Source organism: Mesorhizobium sp. RCAM 05104 (assembly GCF_059683645.1).
Genome location: NZ_CM185033.1, coordinates 793834 through 815689 on the forward strand (window position 1 = coordinate 793834; position 21856 = coordinate 815689).

The following is a 21856-nucleotide window of genomic DNA, read 5'->3' on the forward strand; positions in this document are numbered from 1 at the left end:
ATAGGTGCCGGCGGCGGTTGCTTGCAAATCTCGGGAGCCAAATCAGGCGTCGAGCCAGACGTTCTGGAAGTCCATTTCGTAGGTCTGGTGCATCCCGTAGTTCTTCACCTTCTTGCTCATGTGGCAGTAGAGCTTCTGCCAGAACGGCTGGATGATGACGCCGGAATCCTGCAGGATCTGCTCGACGTCCTTCATGACCTCCTTGCGCTTGGCAGGATCCGCCAACGAAAGCGCCTGCTTCAGCTTGGCGTCGAAATCCGGGTTGGCATAGGCCGTTTCGTTCCAGGCCTCACCCGAGCGATAGCCGAGCGCCAGCACCTGGACGCCGAGCGGCCGCATGTACCAGATGGTCATCGAGTACGGATACTTCGTCCAGTCGTTCCAGAAGGTCGAGCCCGGCAGCACCGTACGCTTCACCTTGATGCCGGCATCGCGCAATTGGCCGGCGATCGCATCGCCGGTGTTCTTCTGCCATTCGTCCTCGACGGTGATCAGCTCGTGCTCGAAGTCGGCTTGCCCGGCATCCGCCATCAGCTTCTTGGCCGCGGCGGCATCGCGTGTCTTCTTGGGCAGCGGATAGTATTCGGGATGGATCGGGGCGACGTGGTGGTTCTCGCCGACCGTGCCGAGCCCCGCGTAGCCGAGCTGCATTACGGCATTGTTGTCCACGGCCATCTGCAGCGCATTGCGCACCCGCTGATCGTCATAGGGCTTGTGGGTGATGTTGGTGCGGGCAACGAGCGTGGTCGCCGTCGCGACCTCCGATTTCACCAGATCCATCTTATCAAGAGCGTCGATGAAATCGGCCGGTGTTTCGAAATCGAGGTCGATCTCGCCGGATTCGAAGGCATTCAGCGTGGCGTTGAAGTCGGTACCGTAGTCGATGAACTCGACACCGTCGAGCGGCGTTTCACCACCCCACCACTTCCCATTCTCGCGACGCTTGACGACCGCCTTCGAACCCACTGCATAGGACACCAACTCGAAAGGTCCGGTACCGATTGGCTTCTTGAGCGGGTCGGCGCCATCCTTGTCGAAGTCGCGATGCACGACCAGCGCCGGATAGTCGGTGAAGCCCGGTATGATCGCGATGTCGGGTTCGGACAGCTTCAGCTTGACCGTGAGGTCGTCGACCTTGGTGATGGCGCCATCCTTCGCCTTGCCGGTCTTTGTGTCGATCAGCGCGCCGACGCGTGCGGCCATGGAATTACCGGAAGCACCCTTCTCGCACCAGCGGTTCAGATTGGAGACCACGTCATCGGCGTTGAAGGCATCGCCATTGTTCCAGGTGATGCCTTTGCGCAGATGCAGTGTGTATTCGGTGGCGTCGTCATTGACGTCCCAGCTTTCGAGCAGGACCGGCTCGAAGGTGAACTGGTGCGTGTAGCGGACGAGCGGCTCCAGCCAACAACGGGTGACGTTTGCCATCTCGGTCCAGTCATAGGTGCGCGGATCCTTCTGTGCCTTTACCGACATCGCGACATGAAGCGTTCCACCCTTTTTCGGTTCGTCGGCCAGGGCTTTTGTCGGCGCGGCAAGGCCGATCATGCCATAGGCGAAAGCCGTCGAGGCGCCGAAGGCACTGGCCAGCGCCAGGAATTCGCGCCGGTCCATGCGGCCTGCACGCGTCTCTTTCGCCATAGCCTCGATAGCGCCCGGCACGCGGTCGCCATTGCTTCTGAAGAGTGTCATTTTTTTTCCTCCCTTTTGTTCCCGTTACGTCTTTAACTGACGCTGTCCGGCAGCCGCTCCTCGCGGCGCGCGATGAAATCCGTCAGGCCATCGGCGATGCCCTCATCGAGCTTCGGCTCTTCATAATCCGCGAGCATGTTGCGCGCTTTTTCGCGGCCGCGGGTGTCGTGGTCCTTTGCGCCTTCAGCCTTCCATTGTTCGAACGAGTTGAAGTCCATGATGGAGGGCATGAAGAAGGCCGACTCGAAATGTTCGAGCGTGTGCTGGGTGCCGAGGAAATGGCCCTGCGGCCCCACCTCGCGGATCGCCGCCATGGCCTCTTTGAAATCGTCGAATGGCAGCCCGCCCGCATATTTGTACCAGCCGACAAGCTGTTCGCAGTCCGTCGCGAATTTTGAATAGCCGCAGGTCAGGCCGGCCTCGAGCCACCCGGCGGAGTGCCAGATATAGTTGGCGCCGGACAGGATGGCGGCATGCATCAGCATGTTCGACTCGTAGCCGGCCTGGGCGTCGTTCAGCTTCGACCCGACATGGAAGCCCGAAGTGCGCCACGGCAGCCGGTATTTCCGTGCCAGTGCTCCCATCAGATACATCATCTGGGCCGCCTCCGGCGTGCCACCCATCGGAGCACCGGTTTTCATATCCACGGTCACCATGAACTGGCCGTAGAGCTGCGGAGACCCGGGACGCAGCAGCTGTGTGAACGCGACGCCCGCCAGCGCCTCGGCATTGACCTGCGCGACCGCTCCCACGGCGGAGGCCGAAGTCGAGGCGCCGCACAGCGCAAAGGGCGCCAGGATGAGCGGCTGGTTGTGGCGCGCATAGACCTTCATCGCGTCCAGCATGGTGGCGTCCCACACCAGCGGTGAATTGCAGTTGGTGATCGACACCAGCACCGGATTGTCTCGGACATAATCCTCGCCGAACACGATGCCTGCCATCGCCATCGTGTCTTCGGCTCGCTCCTTGGACGTCACTATGCCCATGAACGGCTTGTCGGAATGCTTCAACGCTGAATGGATGATGTGGAGGTGACGCTTCGGCACCGCAATTTCCATCGGCTCGCAGATCACCGAGCTCGACGAGTGCAGCGCCGGCGCCATGTAGGAAAGCTTGTGGAAGTTCTGCAGGTCGGCGAGCGTGCCGTAGCGCCTGTTGTTATCGAGGTCGCGCACATAAGGCGCGCCATACATCGGCACGAAGATCGAATTGTTGCCGCCCACCCGCACCGAACGCTGGGGATTCCTCGCATTGAGCGTGAATTCCGACGGGACCTTCGATACGAGCTCCATCAGGAGGGCACGGTCGATCCGGACGCGAGTTTCCGAGACGTCGGCTCCCGCCGCCTTCCACAGTGCAACGGCCTCGTCGTCGCGGAACTCGCATCCCACCTCTTCGAGGATCGAGAGCGATTCCTGATGGATAAGCTCCACCGCCTCATCCGGGACCATCTCATACACAGGGATCTTGCGGACCAGGGTCGGAAACGACGCCATGGGAATTCCCCGCAGTACTTTGCGCCCCAGGCGGCCACCAGCTCTACGGTTGGCAGGTTCGGTAACTTCAACGGCCGGTGCGTTCATGGAAACTCCATCCTCCCAGAGCCCGCCAATTTAGCGAGACAAAATACAGCTGTGACGCTGGAAAATCCTGATCGCTTGTATAAGCTGAGCTTATGCGAAGCCTGCGCCACCTACTGCCCTCCGCCGGCAGCCTGATCGTCTTCGAGGCGGCCGGACGACTGTCGAGCTTCACCGCCGCCGGGCGCGAGCTCGGCATGACGCAGGCCGCCGTGTCCTACGCCGTGCGCGGGCTGGAGGAGCAGCTCGGTGCCAAGCTCTTCCAGCGCCGCCACCGCCAGGTCATCCTGACGGAGGCCGGCGAGCGCTTCCACGCCGACGTCTCGCTCGGGCTGTCGCATATCCGCAAGTCGGCGGAGGATCTGCGCCTGCAGGCGACCGGCGGCCATGTCACGCTGGCCGCCTCGACCGCCTTTGGCTCGTTCTGGATGATGCCGCGCCTGCAGCAGTTCCGCGACGAACTGCCTGGCGTTGATCTCCGCATCCAGACCGCCGACCGCGACCTCGACATCATCGCCGAAGGCATCCCGCTCGGCGTGCGCGGCGGCGTGCCGCGCGACTGGCCGGACTATCATTCGCTGTCGCTCTCCGACGAGGAGATCTTCCCGGTCGCAGGCCCCAACTATCTGGCGAAGTTTGGGCTGCCGAAGACCGTCGAGGAACTGGCAACGCACCGCCTCATCCATCTCGAGGAGCCCTACCGCGAGGCCCCGAACTGGGACGAATGGTTCGCGTCCGCAGGAACCAGTCTCCGTAATGCCGAGCGCGGCTTGCGCATCAATGATTATGCCTTGGTGATTCAGGCGGTCATGGAGGGACAAGGCATCTCGCTCGGCTGGCGGCATCTGGTCGAGCGTCTCGTGGCATCAGGACTGTTGGTGCCGGTGACGGATCATGTGCTGAGGACCGGCATCGGATTCTACGTCATCTGGCCGAAGAACCGCGAGCTCAGCGACAATGCGCGCAAGGTAAGGGATTGGCTGGTGGCGCAGGCATAGGTCGTTTTCACTGATCCACCGCCAGCGCAATTCTGCCCCTCCCGCGCGGCCCGAATCCGCCTATAGTGTTCGCATGCCCATACGCCAGCTTTCCGAAACGATGATCAACCAGATCGCCGCCGGCGAAGTCATCGAGCGTCCGGCAAGCGTGGTCAAGGAACTGGTCGAGAACGCGCTCGATGCCGGAGCATCCCGGGTCGAGATCGTCACAGCCGGCGGCGGGCTGAATTTGATCCGCGTCACCGATGACGGCTCCGGCATCGCCGAGCAGGAGCTGGCGCTGGCCATTGCCCGCCACTGTACCTCCAAGCTTACCGAAGACATTCACGACATCCGCTCGCTCGGCTTCCGCGGCGAAGCGCTGCCGTCGATCGGCTCGGTGTCGCGGCTGTCGATCCGTTCACGCACTGCTTCGGGCGACAGTGCCGCCGAGATCGGCATCGAGGGTGGTCGCGTTTCGGCCGTCAGGCCGGCGGCGGCCAATCGCGGCACCACGGTCGAGGTGCGCGACCTGTTCTTCGCCACCCCCGCCCGGCTCAAATTCATGAAGGGCGAGCGCGCCGAAAGCTCGGCCACCAGCGACGTGGTCAAGCGCATCGCCATCGCTTTCCCCGCCGTGCGGTTCACGCTGGCAGGTTCGGATCGCTCGACGCTGGAATTGCCGGCGACCGACGGCAGTCCAGAAGGCAGTTTGCGCCGCGTCGCCCAGGTGATGGGCGCCGATTTTCCGAGCAATTCGATTGCCATCGACGCGATGCGCGAAGGCGTGCATCTGACAGGGCATGTCTCGATCCCGTCCTTCACCCGCGCCAACGCGCTGCAGCAATATGCCTATGTCAATGGCCGGCCGGTGCGCGACAAGCTGATCGCCGGCGCCATTCGCGGCGCCTTCGCCGACGTGCTGCCGCGCGACCGTCATGCGGTGACGGTGCTGTTCCTGACGCTCGATCCGGCCATCGTCGACGTCAATGTCCATCCGGCCAAGGCCGATGTGCGTTTTCGCGATCCCGGACTGGTGCGCGGACTGATCGTCGGTTCGATCCGCCAGGCACTGGCCGATGCCGGCATCCGTGCCGCCACCACGGGCGCTGCCGGCATGATGGCGGCGTTCCGGCCAGGTGCCGCATCCTACGGCCACGGCGGCCCGGCAAACGGCCATCGCAGCTATGAAGCGGCGTATCGCGCCTCCGGCTCGGCCGGCTTCGATCCTTCGCGCTCGCCGCAGCAGCCGCTCGACATACAATTCGAAGGCTCGGGCTTCGAGCGCGCCACTGCAAGGAATGGCGGCTTTGCTGAGCCTGACCAGCCGGCATTCGATGCCGGAGAGCTTGCCAGCGCCGATGCGCGCGCCGGACAGAGCGAAGCGGCCGAGACATTGCTTGGCGCGGTGCTCGGAGCGGCCCGTGCCCAGGTGCATGAGAATTACATCGTTGCCCAGACCAGGGATTCACTCATCATCGTCGACCAGCATGCGGCGCATGAGCGGCTGGTCTACGAGGCGCTGAAGAACGCGCTGCATTCGCGGCCGGTCCCCTCGCAGATGCTGCTCCTGCCTGAGATCATCGACCTGCCGGAAGAGGATGCCGAGCGGCTCGCAATGCATTCGGAAACACTGGCCCGCTTCGGCCTCGGCATCGAGCGCTTCGGCCCAGGCGCCGTCGCGGTGCGCGAGACGCCATCCATGCTCGGCGAGACCAATGTCCAGCAATTGGTGCGCGACCTCGCCGACGAGATCGCCGACAACGACACGGTCGACACGCTCAGGGAAAGGCTGGACAAGATCGCCGCCACCATGGCCTGCCACGGCTCGGTCCGCTCCGGCCGGCTGCTCAAAGCCGAGGAGATGAACGCGCTGCTGCGCCAGATGGAGGCGACGCCCGGTTCCGGCACCTGCAACCATGGCCGCCCTACCTATATCGAGCTCAAGCTCGCCGATATCGAGCGGCTGTTCGGCCGGCGGTAGGTTGGCGGTTCACCGACCCAGAGCAAAACTGGACGTCTCGCGTCATTTCTTTTGCTGGTATTTCCTGGTGTGACGATTGAAAACGTATTCCATTGTGTATCCGGCGCCGCCACCCCGAAAATTCACCGAAATGATGTCCTTGCCTCCCTCGACCCATTTCTGGACGTTCATGTAGATGGGCGTCATCAGCATGCCGGCATTGCAGTCATCGTCCTTGAAGGCGATCGCCTGAACGACCTTCCCGCTGCTCTTTTTGATGACCTGCATTTTCGCCATGCAAGTGCCTGAGTCGGTGTTCGTGTAAACACCGGCAAACCTGTCGGCTGCTGTTTCGGCCCAGAAGGGAATTTCCACGGCCCCGTCGATTTTTGTGTCGCCCGTATCGTCCAGGCTCGCGACCCTCTTGAGCGTGACGGGATATGTGTCTGTCCCTTTGCTCCAGGTGCCAGTGGCGCCGCCTTCAGCCATGTCGAGGGAAAACGGGCACCCGGTGGTGTCGACGGGAGTCTTTGATCCCATCACCAATATCCGGTCGAATTCCTTCTTGCCCGAGATCTCGCAGAGTGCGAGCGCAGTGCCGTTGAGCTTGCCGTACACCGCTATGGGGCTCTGCTTGGCGTCGTAGAAGTAACTTCCCTCGACCGTTATGCCGCTGCCGAAACTGTCATACGTCTGAAGCGAAACATGAACGGGTTGAGAGCCTATCATCCCCTCGTAATTTTCCACGTGGTACCAACCCGCGGAGGCGTTCCCGCTTAGCAGCAGCACGCAAAAAATAGCGAATATGAACCGTCTTGCCATCCCGACCCCGCCGCGCTTTACAAAAGCGGCTCACCATAGCCGCGCGCCTGGCGCATGTCTGTATCACAGCGGGGCGGGCCGACATTTTGCGTCCGGAAATGGCTCCAGCCTTTTGTTTTATCGCTTCAAATTCACCACGATGACGCCACCCAGCGCCAGTGCGCCGCCAAGCATGCCCAGCAGCGTCGGCACTTCGCCCAGCCAGAAGAAGCCGATCAGGGCAGACATCGGTGAGACAAGGTAGAGGAAGTTGGACGCACGTGCGGCCGGCAGACGCGATAGCGCGGTTGCCCAGGCGGCATAGGCGATCAGGCTGGGCACGATGCCAAGAAAGATGACGGCGCCGAGACCGGGGGTGTTGGCGACCGCTGCCTGCGCAAAACCGCTTGGCAGAAAGGGCGACAGACAAAGTGCTCCGAGCACCATGTTGGAGGCCGAGACGGTCAGCGGGTGGTGACGGGCAAACAGCGGCTTCTGGACGATGGTGTTGACGGCCGAGCAGAGCGCGGAGCCAAGCACCAGCAGCGCACCGGCATTGAAATGCAGGCCGTGCCCGTCTGCCATGGCTATGACGCCGATGCCGCCGAAGGATATCACCGTGCCAGCCCAGGCCCACCCGGAGAAGCGTTCACCGAGCAGAGCCATCGCCATGATGGCGGTGAAGATCGGACTGACGTTTATGATGAAGCCGGCCGCACCGGCCGAGACAGTCAGTTCGCCGAAATTGAGCATGACGGTGTAGAGCGCGACGAAGACAGCCCCGCCAAAGACGAGGCGCCACAACTCGTCGAGCCTGGGCAGCGCCGGGCGTTTGACGGCGAGAAAGATCGCCGCCGGCACGGCAGCGATGGCGAAGCGCAATGCGCCGAGTTCCAGCGGTCCAAAGGCGGCCAGGCCAGCGCGGATCGCCGGAAAGGCGGACGCCCAGCCAACCACCGTCAGCGCCATCGCGATGGCCGCCGTGGTGTCCATCCGCTGTGTCGGATTCAACGTACTGGTCATTACGCTCATCTCACTGCCCTCGCGTTCCTGCCTATAAAATGCAGAAAACGCCTTTTCGACCTACTTGACAAACGACCAAATCGAGGATCGCCTGTGACTATGGATCACAGCTCAGACACGATGTTGCCGCTCGAAACCTTGCGAGCCTTCGACGCGGCGGCACGCACTGGCAGTTTTTCGGCGGCGGCCGAAAAGCTCAACATCACCCATGGCGCCATCAGCCGACAGATCGCCAAGCTCGAGGACTGGCTTGGGCTCAAGGTGTTCGATCGTGGCGCGCGCGGTGTCTCGCTGACGATCGAGGGCAACAGACTGCATCTGCGCACGGCCGAAGCCTTCGCGCTGATATCAAGCCATTCCGACCGCTGGGTCGAGCCACGCGGCACCGCCGTGGTGCGACTGACCTCGATCCCCTCGGTGAGCGGCCTGTGGCTGATGCCGCGCATGGCGGCGCTGGAGAACAATCCCTCCAAGCTGCGCATCGTGCTCGATGTCGACATACGTCAGGCCGACCTTGCCGACGAAGGCATCGACCTGTCGATCCGCTGTGGGCGCGGCGGCATTCCGGGCCTCGTCTCGGTGCAGCTTTTCGAGGAACATGTCTTCCCCGTCGCCTCGCCGGAACTTGCGCGCGAGATCGGCCATGGCGACCCTGCCCGGTTGCTCAAATTTCCACTGATCAACGATTCCGACGCTTCGGCCTGGCGCGCCTGGTTCGCCGCGCAAGGCATGGATTACCGCCCGCGCCCGCAGGACCGTCGCTTCGAGGACTACAATCTGGTGCTTGACGCAGCCGCCTATGGGCTCGGCATCGCGCTGGCGCGGCCGCCCCTGACCGGGCATCAATTGAAATCAGGCCGTATCACCGCCGTCGACGAGCGCACCGCGCTCAATCCGGTGTCCTACTGGCTCGACCGGCCGATGGGACGGCCACGTGCGGCAGCGGCCGATCTCGCCCGCCGCATCGCGGCCGAGGCCGGACTGACGCCAGACAGGATCGAGGCGTTCATCGAAGCTGAGAGCTAGCCGAGGATCCTTATCGCCAGACCGAAGGCCGCTGCTGCCAGCAATCCTATCGTTGCCGAAACAAAGGCGATCTTCAGCAGCAGGCGCTCGTGATTCGGCGGCGGCGCGGCGTGGGCCCGGTTGGTCGGCTTGCTCGGCCCCGCCGATACATCGGGGATGGCTCCGTTGCGCGACACCGGGGCCTGTGGCGCAACAAAAGCCAGCAACGATAGCGCCACAGGTCCGGCGAGAGTGGTATCATTGGCCATTGCCAAAGGCGGCAATGTACCTCGCTGTGCTTCCGCTTCGGGCACCGCCTTTCTCGCGACGACCGGCGCCGGCGCCACCATTTCGTTCGACTCGACCGCCGCCAGATAGGCCTCGACAATCCCAGCCGAAGCGATCTGCTGCGATTTGGCGGCCATCGGCACCACCGGCAAAGCCAACAGCGCCGGTGCTGTCTGTTGCGCGAGCAGAGACGGAGCCGGCGGCTGGACCAGCGCCTTGACCAGCGCCGTCCTGACCGGATCGGCCTTTGGCTGCGGGACAGTCTGCGGCGTCATCGCTTGCCTGAGCAAGGCGGCAAGACGAGCAGAGGAAATGTCCATTCTATCCCCACTATAGCCGTTTCCAGGCTATGATTAGTCGCCCTGCGTTGCGCCAAGCTTGACCTTGCCGGCAATTTATGGCGATGAAATCCTCATGAACCTCAGCGTCCGTGCATGATGAACCGTTTCGAAGGCCCTGGCGGCAAGGAAGCCCGTATCCGCTATCTTGATGGCGACTTCCAGGTTACCAGCCCCGGCGCATTCGTGCGCTGCGCGGTGACCGGCGAAAGCATTCCGCTCGACGAGTTGAAATACTGGAGCGTCGCAAGGCAAGAGCCCTATATCAGCGCCGCCGCCTCGTTGCGCCGTGAGATCGAGGTTCACCCGGAGTTGCGCAGCCGGCGTTGACTTGGCGCATCTCGTTTGCCGCGAGAATGGTCGCGCCCTTCAAGACGACAGCTTGATCAGCCTTTGAGCTTGCGCTGACGCCACGCATCCAACGTCTCGTGGATGATGCGTTCCGGCACATTGTCGAGCTCGAACACAGCGTCGATTTCCAGCACGTCGAGCTTGTCGAGAAAGTCCCGTGACGCGCCATGGCGCAGCCGGGCGGCATCCTTGGCCGTGGTGATAAGGCCGAGCCCTTCCGCATGCGCTGTCGCCGCCAGTTCGGCAAGCTCGTCCTCGCCATAGAAATGATGATCTGGAAATGGGCGCGCCAACGCCAATTCGCCGCCGGCCTCCCGCACGGTGTCGAAGAATTTCTCGGGATGGCCGATACCGGCGAAGGCGAGGAACCGCTTGCCGGCAAGACGCTTTTTGCTGCTCGGCTCTGTATGAGCCTCGAAGATCGGCCGACCGGCGCGCGCCGCCTGGCGGACGACAGCGTCGGCGGCGGTGCCCTCGCCCATCTTCAACAGCCCACTGGTGAAGACCAGTTGGTCGACGATCTTGGCCCTGAGCGGACCGCCCGGAATGACGCGACCATTGCCGATCCCGTAGCGCGCGTCGACGACGACCAGCGCATAGTCGATGTGAATGCGCGCGCTCTGGAAACCGTCATCCATGATCAGGAAATCGCAGCCGTGCCGTTCCAGCAGCAGCCGGGCGCCGGCGGCACGGTGCGGCGTCACCGCCACCGGCGCGTGTTCTGCCAGGAGCAGCGGCTCGTCGCCGACATGCCTGGCGCTGTCGTGATGGGCATCGACGACATGCGGCTCGGCGAACGAGCCGCCATGGCCGCGCGACAGGAAGCCGGGTTTCAGCCGCATGCGCTTGGCCTGCTCGGAGAGCGCGATCGCCACTGGTGTCTTGCCGGTGCCGCCAACCGTGAAATTGCCGATGCACAGGACCGGCGCCTCGATCTTCTCGCGCCGGGCCCGCCGCATGCCGCGGCCGGCGGCGAGCGCGTAGATGGCCGACAGTGGCGACAGCGCCAGGACGCGCCAGTCCGGCTCTTCCCACCAGAATGGCGGTGCTTCGGAAGCCACGTTAGCGCCCGTTAGCGCCCTTCAGGCGCGACTTGACGACCAACGGCTGGATGTAGGGCTCAAGCGATTTCAGCGTGCGCGCCAGCGCGCCGCGCATCTCGTCGACGGTCGCTGCTCCCGCCGCCATCATCTCGTGGCGCGCCACTTCATTGGTCAGGAGGAAATTCACGGCACCGGCCAGCATGTCACGATCACGCACCAGCTTGGCGCCGCCGCTATCGATAAGGCGCTGATAGGCCTCGCGAAAATTCTGCACATTGCGCCCGGCGAGAACAGCCGTGTCGAGCATCGCCGGCTCTAAGGGATTCTGGCCACCCTCCGAGGTCAGCGAGCGGCCGACAAAGGCGATTTCGGTCAGCCTGAGATAGAGCCCCATCTCGCCGATCGTATCGCCAAGCAATATGTCGGTGTCGGCGACGATCCTGTCGCCCTTGCTGCGCCGCGCGACCTTCAGGCCCATGCCGGAAATCTGCGCGGCAAGCGCCTCGGCACGATCGGGATGGCGCGGAACGACGATCGTCAGAAGACCATGGTGGCGCTTGTGCAGCGTCGCATGGACCTCGGCTGCGACCACTTCCTCGCCGTCATGCGTCGAAATCGCGGCCCAGGTCGGGCGGGCACCGATCTGCCGCCTCAGCGTCGCCAGTGCCCGATCGTCGACGGGCGGCGGCGCGGTATCGACCTTGAGATTACCAGAGACGGTGACCGGCCGCGCGCCGAGCGAACGGAAGCGCTCGCCGTCGACGTCCGACTGGGCGACGACATGGGCGAGGTTCTCGAACAGCGCCTCGGCGATGTTGGCGCGCTTCTTCCACGACGTGAACGAACGGTCGGACAGCCTGCCATTGACCAGCACCTGCGGCACGCGGCGCGCGCCAAGCTCGAGGATGGTCATCGGCCAGATCTCGGATTCGGCGATGATCGCCAGATCGGGCTGCCAGTGATCGAGGAACCGGCTGACCGCCGGCTTGAGGTCGAGCGGCACATACTGGTGGATGATGCGATCGCCGAGCCGCTCATCGGCGACCTGCGCCGAGGTGACCGTGCCGGTCGTCAGCACGATGTTGACGCCGTAGTCGAGAATGCTTTCGACCAGCGGCACGACGGCTATGGTCTCACCGACGCTGGCCGCGTGGATCCAGATTACCGGCCCCTCGGGGCGGGGGCGGCCGGCGACGCCATAGCGTTCGCGGCGGCGGTTGCGGTCTTCCTTACCGCGCGATGTGCGCCAGGCGACGTAGGGGCCGACCAGCGGATAGGCCGCCGCACCGGCGAAACGATATGCCGACAGCATGGCTCGCGCCCAGCGACCGCTCATCGTGGACCATCCACGAGACGGTAGGCCTCGGCGGTCGCGGCATTGAGCGCGGCGGTGACTTCCTGGCGCTTGCGCTCCATTTCGGCATCGTCGGCGTCCGCCGCCACGAAGATCGGCGCGCCGATGGTCACGGCGGAACGGCCGAATGGCAAGTTGATGGTGGTCTTGTCCCAACTCTTCTCCAGCACCTTGCGGCGGCTGGTGGCGATGGCGACAGGCAGCAGCGGCCGGCCGGAGAGGCGTGCCAGGAGAACGATGCCAAGCCCAGCGTCGCGCGGGGTGCCGTGCGGAATGTCTGCGATCATGGCGACGTTCTTGCCGGCGGTGAGCGACTTTTTCAGGGCGATGAGCGCCTTGGCCCCACCTTTGTCGAGATGCCTGGCATTGTCACGCCCACCGGATCCGCGCACCGCCTCGATGCCGAACTTCTCCAGCATCAGCGCGTTGAGCTCGGCATCGGCGCTGCGCGAGACCATGGCGACCAACGGCTTGCGCTTGGGATAATAGGCTGGCGTCAGCAGATGCTGGCCATGCCACAGCGCGATGATGCCGGGCTCGAACTCGGCATAGGCGCCACCCGAAAAGCGTGCCGATCCGGCGACCAGAGGGCTGGTCATGCGAACCAGCCGCACGAACTGGGCGAGCAGGCTGGCTATGGCGTTCTTGACGAATCGCGACTGGGCAAGCGGTTCGCGAATCTTGCGCCAGAAAGTCTTGGTCGTGCGGCTGCCGCCCCTGCCCGTGGACGCGGCCTCGCTGGCTGGCCCTTTCGCCAGGTCATGCTCCATCGACGTCAACCGGCAGCCTTGCTGTCGGGGTCGAGCAGACGGTGCAGATGCACGACGAAATAACGCATGTGGGCATTGTCCACGCTGGCTTGCGCCTTGGCCTTCCACGCCGTGTGCGCGGTTTGATAGTCCGGATAGACGCCGACGATGTCGAGCGCGTCGAGGTCGCGGAACTCGGTGCCGCCAAGCTTCTTCAGTTCGCCGCCGAACACCAGATGCAAAAGCTGTTTCTTTCCGTCTTCCGCGGCCATGTCGGTCCTTCACATATTGTGAGTTTGTGACAGGTCTAGACCAAAGCCGCCGACTTTGGAACCTTCGAAAACGCTTTCACGCATCCAGTCCGGCGATGACATTGGCGAGCACGGCCAGCAATTCACCGCTGCCGGCGGCGAGCGCACCGTGGCGGATCACCTCGCCGGCATAGAGCGGCGAGCGGCCATGCCGGTCGAGCAACCGGCCGCCGGCCTCACGCAGGATGAGATCGGCGGCGGCGATATCCCAGTCATGCGCGTTCGGCTTGACGAAAGTAGCGTCAAGCGCGCCATTGGCGATCATGGCCAGCCGATACGCTAGGGAAGGACTGTAGGGAGCCCGTTTCAAGCGCGCCAGCCACTCGGCCGGCAGCAGGTCGATCAGCGGCTTGGGGCCGGAAATCTCGGCCATGTCCGCCGGATTGCGTACCGAAATGCTTTGGCCGTTGCGGAAGGCGCCTTCACCAGGCAGCGCCCAATAGGTTTCTTCGGTCGCGGGGCATTCCAGCACGCCGGCAAGTGTGCGGCCCTGCTCGACGACGGCAACGCTGACGCACCAAGTGCGCTGGCCTTCCAGGAAACCGCGCGTGCCGTCGATCGGGTCGACGACGAAGGTGCGGCGCGCCGTAAGCCGCGCCGGATCGTCGGCCGTCTCTTCCGACAGCCAGCCATAATCCGGCCGTGCCGAAAGCAGCGTCTCGCGCAGATAGGCGTCGGCGGCGTGATCGGCTTCGCTGACCGGCGATGTGCCGCCCTTCAACCAGACTTGGGGGTTGTTGCCGAAGTAGCGCATGGCGATGATCCCCGCATCGCGGGCGGCATCGCGCAGCAGCGGCAGATCCTCGACGGCACCGGCCGTGGTCAGGTCATGCTCCGGCAAGGGTCATGCCTTCGATCAGAAGCGTGGGAGCCGCGGTGCCGAAATTGCGGTCGAGGTCGCTCGCCGGCACCATGTTGAGGAACATGGTCTTCAGGTTCGAAGCGATCGTAACTTCGGCGACCGGATAGGCCAGCTCGCCATTCTCGATCCAGAAGCCCGACGCGCCACGGCTGTATTCGCCGGTGACCATGTCGACGCCCTGGCCGAACACTTCGGTGACATAGAACCCGGTCTTGAGCGACTTGATCAGGTCTTCCGGCGACCGCTCGCCTGGTTCGATGGCGAGATTGGTGGAGGACGGCGAGACGGAGGAGCCGCTGCGCGCGCCACGCCCGTTGGTGATGAGCCCCAGCTCGCGCGCGGCCGATGTCGACAGGAACCAGTGGTTGAGCACGCCCTTTTCGACCATGAACAGTTTCTCGCCCTCGACGCCCTCGCCGTCGAAGGGACGCGAGGCCTGACCACGCCGCCTGAGTGGCTCGTCGGTCACGGTGATCGCCGACGCGGCCACCTGTTTGCCCATCATGTCGCGCAGGAACGACGTCTTGCGCGCGACCGAGGCGCCATTGATGGCACCAGCAAGATGGCCGGCGATGCCGCGCGCGACGCGCGGGTCCAGCACCACGTCGATCGGTCCGGTCGCCGCCTTGCGCGCACCGATGCGGCGCACGGCGCGTTCGCCGGCCTTGCGGCCGATATCCTCCGGCGCGTCGAGATCGGCAAAATGCTGGCGCGAGGAGAATTCATAGTCACGTTCCATGCCGGTGCCCTCGCCGGCAATGACGCTGGCAGAGCGCGAGAAACGCGAGCCGATATAATGGCCAAGGAAGCCGTGCGAAGTGGCCAACACCAGACCGCCCAGACCGGCACCGGCACTGGCACCAGCCGAATTGGTCACACCCTTGACGGCAAGGGCTGCGGCTTCCGCCGCGAGTGCGGCTTCCTTCAACTGGTCGGCGGACACTTCGGTGGCATCGAACAGGTCAAGATCGCGGGTCCGTTTCGCCAGCAATGCCGGATCGGCAAGGCCTTGATAGGGATCCTCGGGCGAAACCCTCGCCATGGCGACCGCCCGTTCGGCCAGCGTTTTTGGGTCAGACGCAGCCGTCGCCGAGACGCTCGCCACCCTGCCGCCGACGAAGACGCGCAGTGCAACGTCCTCGCTCTCGGACGATTCCGTCGCCTCGACCTTGCCAAGACGCACCGACACGCCGGTCGAGCGGCCGCGCACGGCCACCGCGTCGGCGGCATCAGCGCCAGCCTTTTTGGCAGCCTCGACCAAAGCCGCGACACGGTCGGTCAATTTTGCAGCGTCTGATATATCGGTCATGCGCGATCCTGCTGGCGTGCGGCCAGCTTCGACCGCTGCCACCCATCTATTGTTCCGGTTCGGCTTCTGCAATGGCGAAGGCAGGAATCAGTGGAGTGATCGCCGGCGTGTATCCGCGCTGGCTCCCGGCGGGCAGATGAAGGGCAGCGCCAGTGTTTGGTGGTTTTAAGACTCCGCCACCGGCGTCCAGATCACGTCCTCTATCCTTTGCGCGCCGGTTGCCAGCATGATCAGCCGGTCGAAGCCGAGTGCGACACCGCTGGCCTGCGGCATGACGGCAAGGGCCGCCAGGAAATCCTCGTCCAGCGGGTAGCGCTCGCCATAGACGCGCTCTTTCTCGTCCATCTCGATGACAAAGCGCCGGCGCTGCTCCCCGGCGTCGGTCAACTCGCCAAAGCCGTTGGCGAGTTCGACACCGCAGCAATAAAGTTCAAAGCGCTCGGCGACGCGGGGATCGCGCGGGCTTGGCCGCGCCAATGCCGCCTCGGCCACCGGATACTCGCACAGAATGGTCGCCCGCCCCCGCCCGAGGAACGGCTCGACCTTTTCCACCATCACCCGGCTGAACAGGTCAGCCCAGCTGTCATCGGGCGCGGTGCGCAGGCCGGCCCGGGTCAAGGCGGCGTATAGCGCGTCGCGATCGGTGGCGCCGTCGGCGGCGACCGTGGCCAGCAGGTCTATATCGGCATGGCGGGTGAAGGCATCCGCCACCGTCAGCCGCTCCGGCTCGGCGAACGGATCGCAGTCGCGGCCCCGGAAGGAAAAGCGCGTCGTCCCCGACCTTGTCGCGGCCAGCGCCAGAAGGGCGGCGCAATCCTGCATCAAGCTTTCATAGGTCTCGCCCACCCGGTACCATTCGAGCATGGTGAATTCGGGATGGTGCAAGGGGCCGCGCTCGCGGTTGCGGTAGACCGGACCGAGGCTGAAAATGCGCTGTTCGCCGGCGGCGAGCAGCTTCTTGCAGGCGAATTCCGGTGATGTGTGGAGATAGAGCGGCGACCGCGCGCCGTCCGGCCCGACCGCTTCGGTGGCGAAAGCCGCCAGATGCGCCTCGTTGCCAGGCGAGACCTGCAGGGCCGCCGTTTCCACCTCGACGAAGTCGTGGCGGGCGAACCAGTCGCGCAGCCTGGCGGCGATGGCGTTGCGCAGCATCAGCCGCGGGCGGCGGTCGGCGTGGACGTGTGGCGTCCACCAGGGCGAGGCATCGGTCATGGGTTCAGATCATATGGAATGGGGCTGGCGGTTGCGGCCAAGATGCGCTAGTTCGCAGCGGACGGTTGCTGAAGCCGATTTGTACCAATCAACCATTTCAGGATTGTAAGCCGTGGTGAAAGTCATCGCCAGTTCGCTCCGCAAAGGCAATGTCGTCGACAAGGACGGCAAGCTTTATGTGATCCTCTTTGCCGAAAACATCCACCCAGGCAAGGGCACGCCGGTGACGCAGCTCGACATGCGCCGCATCGCCGACGGAGTGAAGGTTTCGGAGCGCTACCGCACCACCGAGCAGGTGGAGCGCGCCTATGTGGAGGAGCGCGAGCACACCTTCCTCTACAGCGATGGCGAAGGCTATCACTTCATGAACCCGGAGACCTACGACCAGGTGGCGGTGTCGGAAAGCGTGGTCGGCGACATGGCACCCTACCTCTCGGAAGGCATGGCGGTGCAGATCTCGCAGCACAACGGCATCGCGATTTCCCTGGTGCTGCCGCAGCGCGCCACCTTCGAAGTGGTGGAAACCGAGCCGACGACCAAGGGGCAGACGGCCTCGTCGTCCTACAAGCCGGCCGTGCTTTCCAACGGCGTGCGCACGCTGGTGCCGCCGCACATCGCCCCCGGCACCCGCGTGGTGGTGATGACGGCCGATGGGGCTTATGTGGAGCGGGCGAAGGACTGAGGGCGACAGTTTTGTTGGTCTCTTAGCCGCCGGCATTTCATTGACCCAGCTCGGTGCGCAGATGCCTGCCACACCCCGGGCATCACGATCCGCGCCCCGTCGGTCACGCCGATCTTCTCCCACCTTACCGAGTGGAAGCAGGGTTCAGGGCAGTTCTCGGGGAATGTTGTACGCAACAACAACGACTGACACGTGGTTCTGCGTTCATCGCGCTTCCGTGGCTCAGTTGTCGGTAATTGACTTCTGCCACCAACCGCCTGTCCAGTCTATCTCGTGCATCTGCGCGGTGATGTGGTTGCGTGCGCGGTAATCCTCGACTGCCTGCCGGCAGGTCGGCAGCGCCAGATCATCGATGATAGCGAAACCGCCCGGCGACAGCCTTGGATAGAGCGCTTCGAGGCTGTCCATCGTCGACTCGTACAGATCGTCGTCCAGCCGGATCAGGGCGAAAGGGCCGGCTTTCAGGCCGGGCAACGTGTCGCCGAACAGGCCTTTGACGAAGACCACCTGGTCATCCAGCAGGTCATAGGCGGCAAAATTCGCTTCAACCTGCCCCTGGTCGATTGCCAGTTGGCGGAACTCGTGCAGCCTGTCGCCCCGGTCGGCAGGAAAATTCTCGGGGTCAGGCGGCGGCAGACCGTCGAACGAGTCGGCGACATAGACCTTCCTGTCCGTGATCTCGTTGGCGGCCAGCACACCGCGCATGAGGATGCAGCAGCCGCCGCGCCAGACGCCGGTCTCGATGAAATCCCCGGGCACATTCTCATCGATGGCGCGCTGCACGAGGTCGCGCAGATTGGTCAGGCGCTTGATGCCCGCCATCGAATGGGCAACCGTTGGCCAATCCCGGCCATTGAGCCGATCCTCGCGATTGAACGGGGTCGACTCGCCAACCTTGGCGGGATCCATTACCTGCGAGCCGGAGCCGTAGATGGTATTGGCAATGATCTTGATCAGGAGATCTGTATAGAGGCGGTTCACAATCGACCTTTCAGTGCATCACGATTCCATATCGAAATATGCTGTTGCGGATATCCAGTTGAAGTGCAACGGAACAACCGTCAATTCGCGACGGTCTGTCCAAAGCGCCGTGCAAGCAAGTCGCAACCAATTGCCTAGGGAGACACCCCAATGCAAACCGCGGATCAAGCGATGGGCATGATCGAGACACTCGATATTGCCGTTTTCCAGGTCAAGACCGAGAGCACCCTTAGTGACCGCACCAGTTTCCTGCGGGTGCAAAACTTCGCTCGCGCGGCGTTAGGCCACTATGTTTACCTTGAGGTTGGCTCGCATATCGGCGGCAGCCTGTTCCCGCACCTGATTGATCCGGCCTGCGAGGCAGCGATATCGGTCGATCCGCGGCCCCCGGCGCAGCCTGACGAACGCTCGCAATTTTTTCACTATCCCGAAAACTCAGCTGCCCGAATGATCGCCGTACTGTCGGATTTACTTCCCCCGGCGGCAATGGCCAAGCTTACCACGATCGACAGCGACGTGTCCGATGTGCGCGCCGAAGCGATCGGCTTCAAGGCCACACTTGCGCTGATCGACGGCGAGCACACGAACAGGGCCTGTTTTTCGGACTTTGTCGGTGTTTTGCCACTTGTGAAACCGGACTGCATTGTTTGCTTCCACGACGCCAACCTGATCGCGGACGCAATCGTCAATGCGGAACGTCTTCTCGATCATCTCGGCATCACGCACGAAACAGTGTTCCTTCCAGACACAGTGGCCGTTATCGGCCTCGGCAGTCTGGCATCCGCGGTCCGAGATCAACTCCAGCCTCACGCATTCGACCGGGAGACTTACCTGGATCGATCACAACGGCAGCTATGGTCTCATATTGCCGAGGTGCATTCCCCAAAAATCCATGCCGAAATAGTGCGGCTGCATTCCGAGAACTCAAAGCTGATCGAAGAGATTGAATGCATGCGAAAGACGAGCCTGGACGCGCAGACCCATCTGGCCGCCATAACATCCAGCACGACCTGGCGCGCATCCGCCCCCATACGGGCAGTTGTCGATCGCATCAAACGTCGCTTCGCGCGATGAGTGCCTAGCCGGGAAAGCCTGCCTATGTTCAAAAATGAGAGCCCTGCGATGCCTTAGGCGGCCGGCTTGCCCGAGGCCCAGGCCGAGCCCGACCGGCGCGCATCCCGGATGCATCATCCAGCCACGCGCTTGCCCTTCCCGCCCCGCGTCTCAACTGCCTTCTGGATTTCCCGCTTCAGCTCGTCCTTGATCGCCACCGTCTCGTTCATCAGGGCGTCGATCTTCAGGAAATCGAGCACGCGGTATTTCGACACCGTCGGACGGACCAGGATGTCGGGCCGGCCCTGCTTCAGCTTGTTGGCGATGATCGACTGCATCATCAATTGCGTGGCGCCGAACATCAGATCGACGGAGGTTGGCTGCTTGCGATCGACTTCCACCGGCGCGCCGACCACGTCGACGGCGATGATGATGTCGGCGTCGTTCTCGATGAGGTCGAAGGGCACGGGGTTGTAGATGCCGCCATCGATCAGCAGCCTTCCATCGCGCGTCACTGGGCGGAACACGGCGGGAATGGCCGCTGAAGCCGCGAGCGCCGAATGCAGTTCGCCGTCATCGAAGACGGCAAGCTTGTGGCCGAAATAGTCCGTCGCCGTCACTTTCAGCGGGATCTTGAGCTCGGCGAAGCTGTCGGGAATGGCCTCGGGCAGAAAGGCCTTCAGGATGCGCTCGACATTGAACTGGCTGACGCGAATGCCGCTCTGCATGGCTTCCGCGATCGTGCCTGGCCGCGCCCGCCACATGCGGCTCGCCACTTCGGCGCGGCGGCCGAGGATCGAACGGGCATAGTCATGGATATCCCTGCCGGTCATGCCGGAGGCCATGCCGGCGCCCATGATGGCGCCGATCGACGAGCCGGCTATTGCCACGGGCCTGATGCCCAGTTCGTCGAGCGCCTCGATGACATGGATATGCGCCAGCCCGCGCGCGCCGCCGCCGCCGAAGGCGATGCCGAAAGTCGGGCTCATCCCTTGCCGGCCTCGGCAAGCTTCGGCCCGACGATCATGATGGTCGGTTCGGTGGACAGCAGCTTCTTCGCCGCCGCCTTGACCTGATCGAGCGTCACCGCGTTGATGAAGGCGGCGCGGCGCTGCATGTAGTCGATGCCGAGGTCGTCGAGCTGCAATTCGACCAGCGTCGCGGCAATGGCGTTCGAGGAGTCCAGATTGTTGATGGCGTAGGCGCCGATCATGTATTTCTTGGTCGCCGCCAATTCGGCCTCGGTCGGGCCTCCCTCGGCCAGTTGCCTGACCACGTCACGAACGATCCCCAGCGTCTCGGCCGCGCGGTCCGATCGGGTCCCGGTGCTGACGATCAGCGCGCTGGCGTGATCCTGGTTGACCAGCGAGGAGTTGACGCTATAGGCCAGCCCGCGCTTCTCACGCACCTCCTGGAACAGGCGCGAGGTGAAGGTACCGCCGCCAAGGATCTCGTTCATCAGCACGGCGGGAAAGAAATCCGCCGCCTTGCGCTTCACGCCGGGATAGGCGAGCTGCAACGAGGTCTGCGGCAAATTGTAATCGACCTCGACATGCTGCGCCAGCTTCGGGTCGATATCGGCCACGGGGGCGAGCGCCTGGCTTTGCGGCAGGTCGCCGAACACCATGTCCAGCTTCTTCTTCAGGGTTTCCGGGTCGATCGCGCCAACCACGGCGACATGCAGGCCTCCGCGCGCGAAAACCGCCTTGTGCAAGGCTTTCAAATCATCCGGCGTGATGGCGGCGATGCTCTGCCTGGTGCCCTGGTCGGACCGCGAATAGGGATGGTCGCCGTAGAGTACCCGCGCCCATTTGTTCTGCGCCACCGTATCGGGGTCGTTCTCGCCGGCGATGATGCCGGACAGGATCTGGGCGCGGATGCGGTCGATCGGCGCCTGGTCGAAGCGTGGCTCGTTGACCGCCAGCCGCAACAGATCGAACGCTTCGTCGCGCTGCTCGGCCAGCATGCGCATCGAGCCATAGATGCCGTCGCGGCTCTCCTCGAAGCTCATCTCGGCGCCGGCATCGTCGAGCTTTATCTGGAAGGCTTCGCTGTCGAGTGGGCCGGCGCCTTCGTCGAACAGGCCGGTCATCAGATTGGCCAGCCCCTCCTTGCCTGGCGGGTCCTGCGTCGAGCCGCCCCCGAAGACGAAGCGGATGGCGACGATCGGCACCGAATAGTCCTCCACCAGCCAGGCGGTGACGCCTTTTGGCGAGGTGACTTGCTGGATGTCCATGGCCCGGGCGGCAAGCGCCGGCAGGATCAGGAAGATGATGGACAGG

Annotated in this window: 21 protein-coding genes; 6 read left to right on the plus strand and 15 right to left on the minus strand. The window is 63.7% G+C overall.

From position 1 onward, the window contains the following. Positions 1-42: 42 nt before the first annotated feature. Both AC56QP_RS04275 and AC56QP_RS04280 read right to left on the minus strand, forming a co-directional pair. On the minus strand, positions 43-1692 hold the full coding sequence (locus tag AC56QP_RS04275) for an ABC transporter substrate-binding protein (protein WP_489860805.1): 1650 nt from the start codon (positions 1690-1692) through the stop codon (positions 43-45). A gap of 32 nt (positions 1693-1724) precedes the next feature. Continuing rightward, positions 1725-3275 (minus strand): trimethylamine methyltransferase family protein, encoded by a 1551-nt coding sequence (locus AC56QP_RS04280; protein WP_489860804.1) that lies wholly within the window; start codon positions 3273-3275, stop codon positions 1725-1727. Between the two features lie 92 nt (positions 3276-3367). Here AC56QP_RS04280 and AC56QP_RS04285 point away from each other — a divergent pair, with 92 nt between their 5' ends. Together AC56QP_RS04285 and mutL are read left to right on the plus strand one after the other, a co-directional pair. Beyond that, the gene (locus AC56QP_RS04285; RefSeq protein WP_256749812.1) at positions 3368-4270 is read left to right on the plus strand and encodes a LysR substrate-binding domain-containing protein; all 903 of its coding nucleotides are present in this window, start codon (positions 3368-3370) and stop codon (positions 4268-4270) included. A gap of 73 nt (positions 4271-4343) precedes the next feature. After that, positions 4344-6233, plus strand: coding sequence for a DNA mismatch repair endonuclease MutL (mutL, locus tag AC56QP_RS04290; protein ID WP_489860803.1), 1890 nt, complete (start codon positions 4344-4346; stop codon positions 6231-6233). Between the two features lie 42 nt (positions 6234-6275). Here the strand turns inward: mutL and AC56QP_RS04295 are convergent, their stop codons facing one another. Further along, positions 6276-7034, minus strand: a complete 759-nt coding sequence (locus tag AC56QP_RS04295) for a hypothetical protein (RefSeq protein WP_489860802.1) — start codon at positions 7032-7034, stop codon at positions 6276-6278. Between the two features lie 117 nt (positions 7035-7151). After that, positions 7152-8045 (minus strand): DMT family transporter, encoded by an 894-nt coding sequence (locus tag AC56QP_RS04300; RefSeq protein ID WP_489860801.1) that lies wholly within the window; start codon positions 8043-8045, stop codon positions 7152-7154. 90 nt (positions 8046-8135) lie between these two features. Here AC56QP_RS04300 and AC56QP_RS04305 point away from each other — a divergent pair, with 90 nt between their 5' ends. After that, positions 8136-9062, plus strand: coding sequence for a LysR substrate-binding domain-containing protein (locus AC56QP_RS04305; RefSeq protein ID WP_489860800.1), 927 nt, complete (start codon positions 8136-8138; stop codon positions 9060-9062). Here the strand turns inward: AC56QP_RS04305 and AC56QP_RS04310 are convergent. Further along, entirely contained in the window at positions 9059-9649 is a 591-nt protein-coding gene (locus AC56QP_RS04310; protein WP_489860799.1) for a hypothetical protein, read from the minus strand. The genes AC56QP_RS04305 and AC56QP_RS04310 overlap by 4 nt on opposite strands. A 114-nt stretch (positions 9650-9763) precedes the next feature. Between AC56QP_RS04310 and AC56QP_RS04315 the strand changes: the two genes are divergently transcribed. Then, the gene (locus AC56QP_RS04315; RefSeq protein ID WP_489860798.1) at positions 9764-9997 is read left to right on the plus strand and encodes a DUF2093 domain-containing protein; all 234 of its coding nucleotides are present in this window, start codon (positions 9764-9766) and stop codon (positions 9995-9997) included. Positions 9998-10053: 56 nt separating this feature from the next. On the opposite strand, the gene lpxK is transcribed toward AC56QP_RS04315, so the two are convergent. From lpxK to epmA, 7 genes are all read right to left on the minus strand, one after another. Beyond that, positions 10054-11079 (minus strand): tetraacyldisaccharide 4'-kinase, encoded by a 1026-nt coding sequence (gene lpxK, locus AC56QP_RS04320; RefSeq protein ID WP_489860797.1) that lies wholly within the window; start codon positions 11077-11079, stop codon positions 10054-10056. Between the two features lies 1 nt (position 11080). After that, entirely contained in the window at positions 11081-12397 is a 1317-nt protein-coding gene (gene waaA, locus AC56QP_RS04325) for a lipid IV(A) 3-deoxy-D-manno-octulosonic acid transferase (protein ID WP_489860796.1), read from the minus strand. Next, positions 12394-13185 (minus strand): lysophospholipid acyltransferase family protein, encoded by a 792-nt coding sequence (locus AC56QP_RS04330; RefSeq protein ID WP_489860795.1) that lies wholly within the window; start codon positions 13183-13185, stop codon positions 12394-12396. Before AC56QP_RS04330 ends, waaA begins: the two co-directional genes overlap by 4 nt. A 5-nt stretch (positions 13186-13190) precedes the next feature. Continuing rightward, positions 13191-13436: a DUF4170 domain-containing protein gene (locus AC56QP_RS04335; protein WP_137929775.1), complete on the minus strand. Its 246-nt coding sequence runs from the start codon at positions 13434-13436 to the stop codon at positions 13191-13193. A 76-nt stretch (positions 13437-13512) separates the two neighbouring features. Continuing rightward, the gene (locus AC56QP_RS04340) at positions 13513-14316 is read right to left on the minus strand and encodes a 3'(2'),5'-bisphosphate nucleotidase CysQ (RefSeq protein WP_489860794.1); all 804 of its coding nucleotides are present in this window, start codon (positions 14314-14316) and stop codon (positions 13513-13515) included. Then, entirely contained in the window at positions 14303-15646 is a 1344-nt protein-coding gene (locus AC56QP_RS04345) for a TldD/PmbA family protein (protein ID WP_489860793.1), read from the minus strand. Before AC56QP_RS04345 ends, AC56QP_RS04340 begins: the two co-directional genes overlap by 14 nt. Positions 15647-15811: 165 nt before the next feature. Further along, complete coding sequence (gene epmA / locus AC56QP_RS04350) at positions 15812-16858, minus strand: EF-P lysine aminoacylase EpmA (protein ID WP_489860792.1); 1047 nt, start codon at positions 16856-16858, stop codon at positions 15812-15814. A gap of 112 nt (positions 16859-16970) precedes the next feature. On the opposite strand from epmA, the gene efp reads away from it, so the two are divergent. Further along, positions 16971-17540 (plus strand): elongation factor P, encoded by a 570-nt coding sequence (gene efp / locus AC56QP_RS04355; RefSeq protein WP_091577433.1) that lies wholly within the window; start codon positions 16971-16973, stop codon positions 17538-17540. A gap of 222 nt (positions 17541-17762) precedes the next feature. Here efp and AC56QP_RS04360 read toward each other — a convergent pair whose 3' ends face one another. Then, positions 17763-18521 (minus strand): TylF/MycF/NovP-related O-methyltransferase, encoded by a 759-nt coding sequence (locus AC56QP_RS04360; RefSeq protein WP_489860791.1) that lies wholly within the window; start codon positions 18519-18521, stop codon positions 17763-17765. Positions 18522-18671: 150 nt separating this feature from the next. Between AC56QP_RS04360 and AC56QP_RS04365 the strand changes: the two genes are divergently transcribed. Continuing rightward, on the plus strand, positions 18672-19595 hold the full coding sequence (locus AC56QP_RS04365; protein ID WP_489860790.1) for a class I SAM-dependent methyltransferase: 924 nt from the start codon (positions 18672-18674) through the stop codon (positions 19593-19595). A 113-nt stretch (positions 19596-19708) separates the two neighbouring features. Here the strand turns inward: AC56QP_RS04365 and AC56QP_RS04370 are convergent, their stop codons facing one another. Continuing rightward, entirely contained in the window at positions 19709-20563 is an 855-nt protein-coding gene (locus tag AC56QP_RS04370) for a patatin-like phospholipase family protein (protein ID WP_489860789.1), read from the minus strand. Beyond that, positions 20560-21855, minus strand: a complete 1296-nt coding sequence (locus AC56QP_RS04375; protein ID WP_489863686.1) for a M16 family metallopeptidase — start codon at positions 21853-21855, stop codon at positions 20560-20562. Before AC56QP_RS04375 ends, AC56QP_RS04370 begins: the two co-directional genes overlap by 4 nt. Between the last annotated feature and the right edge of the window lies 1 nt (position 21856).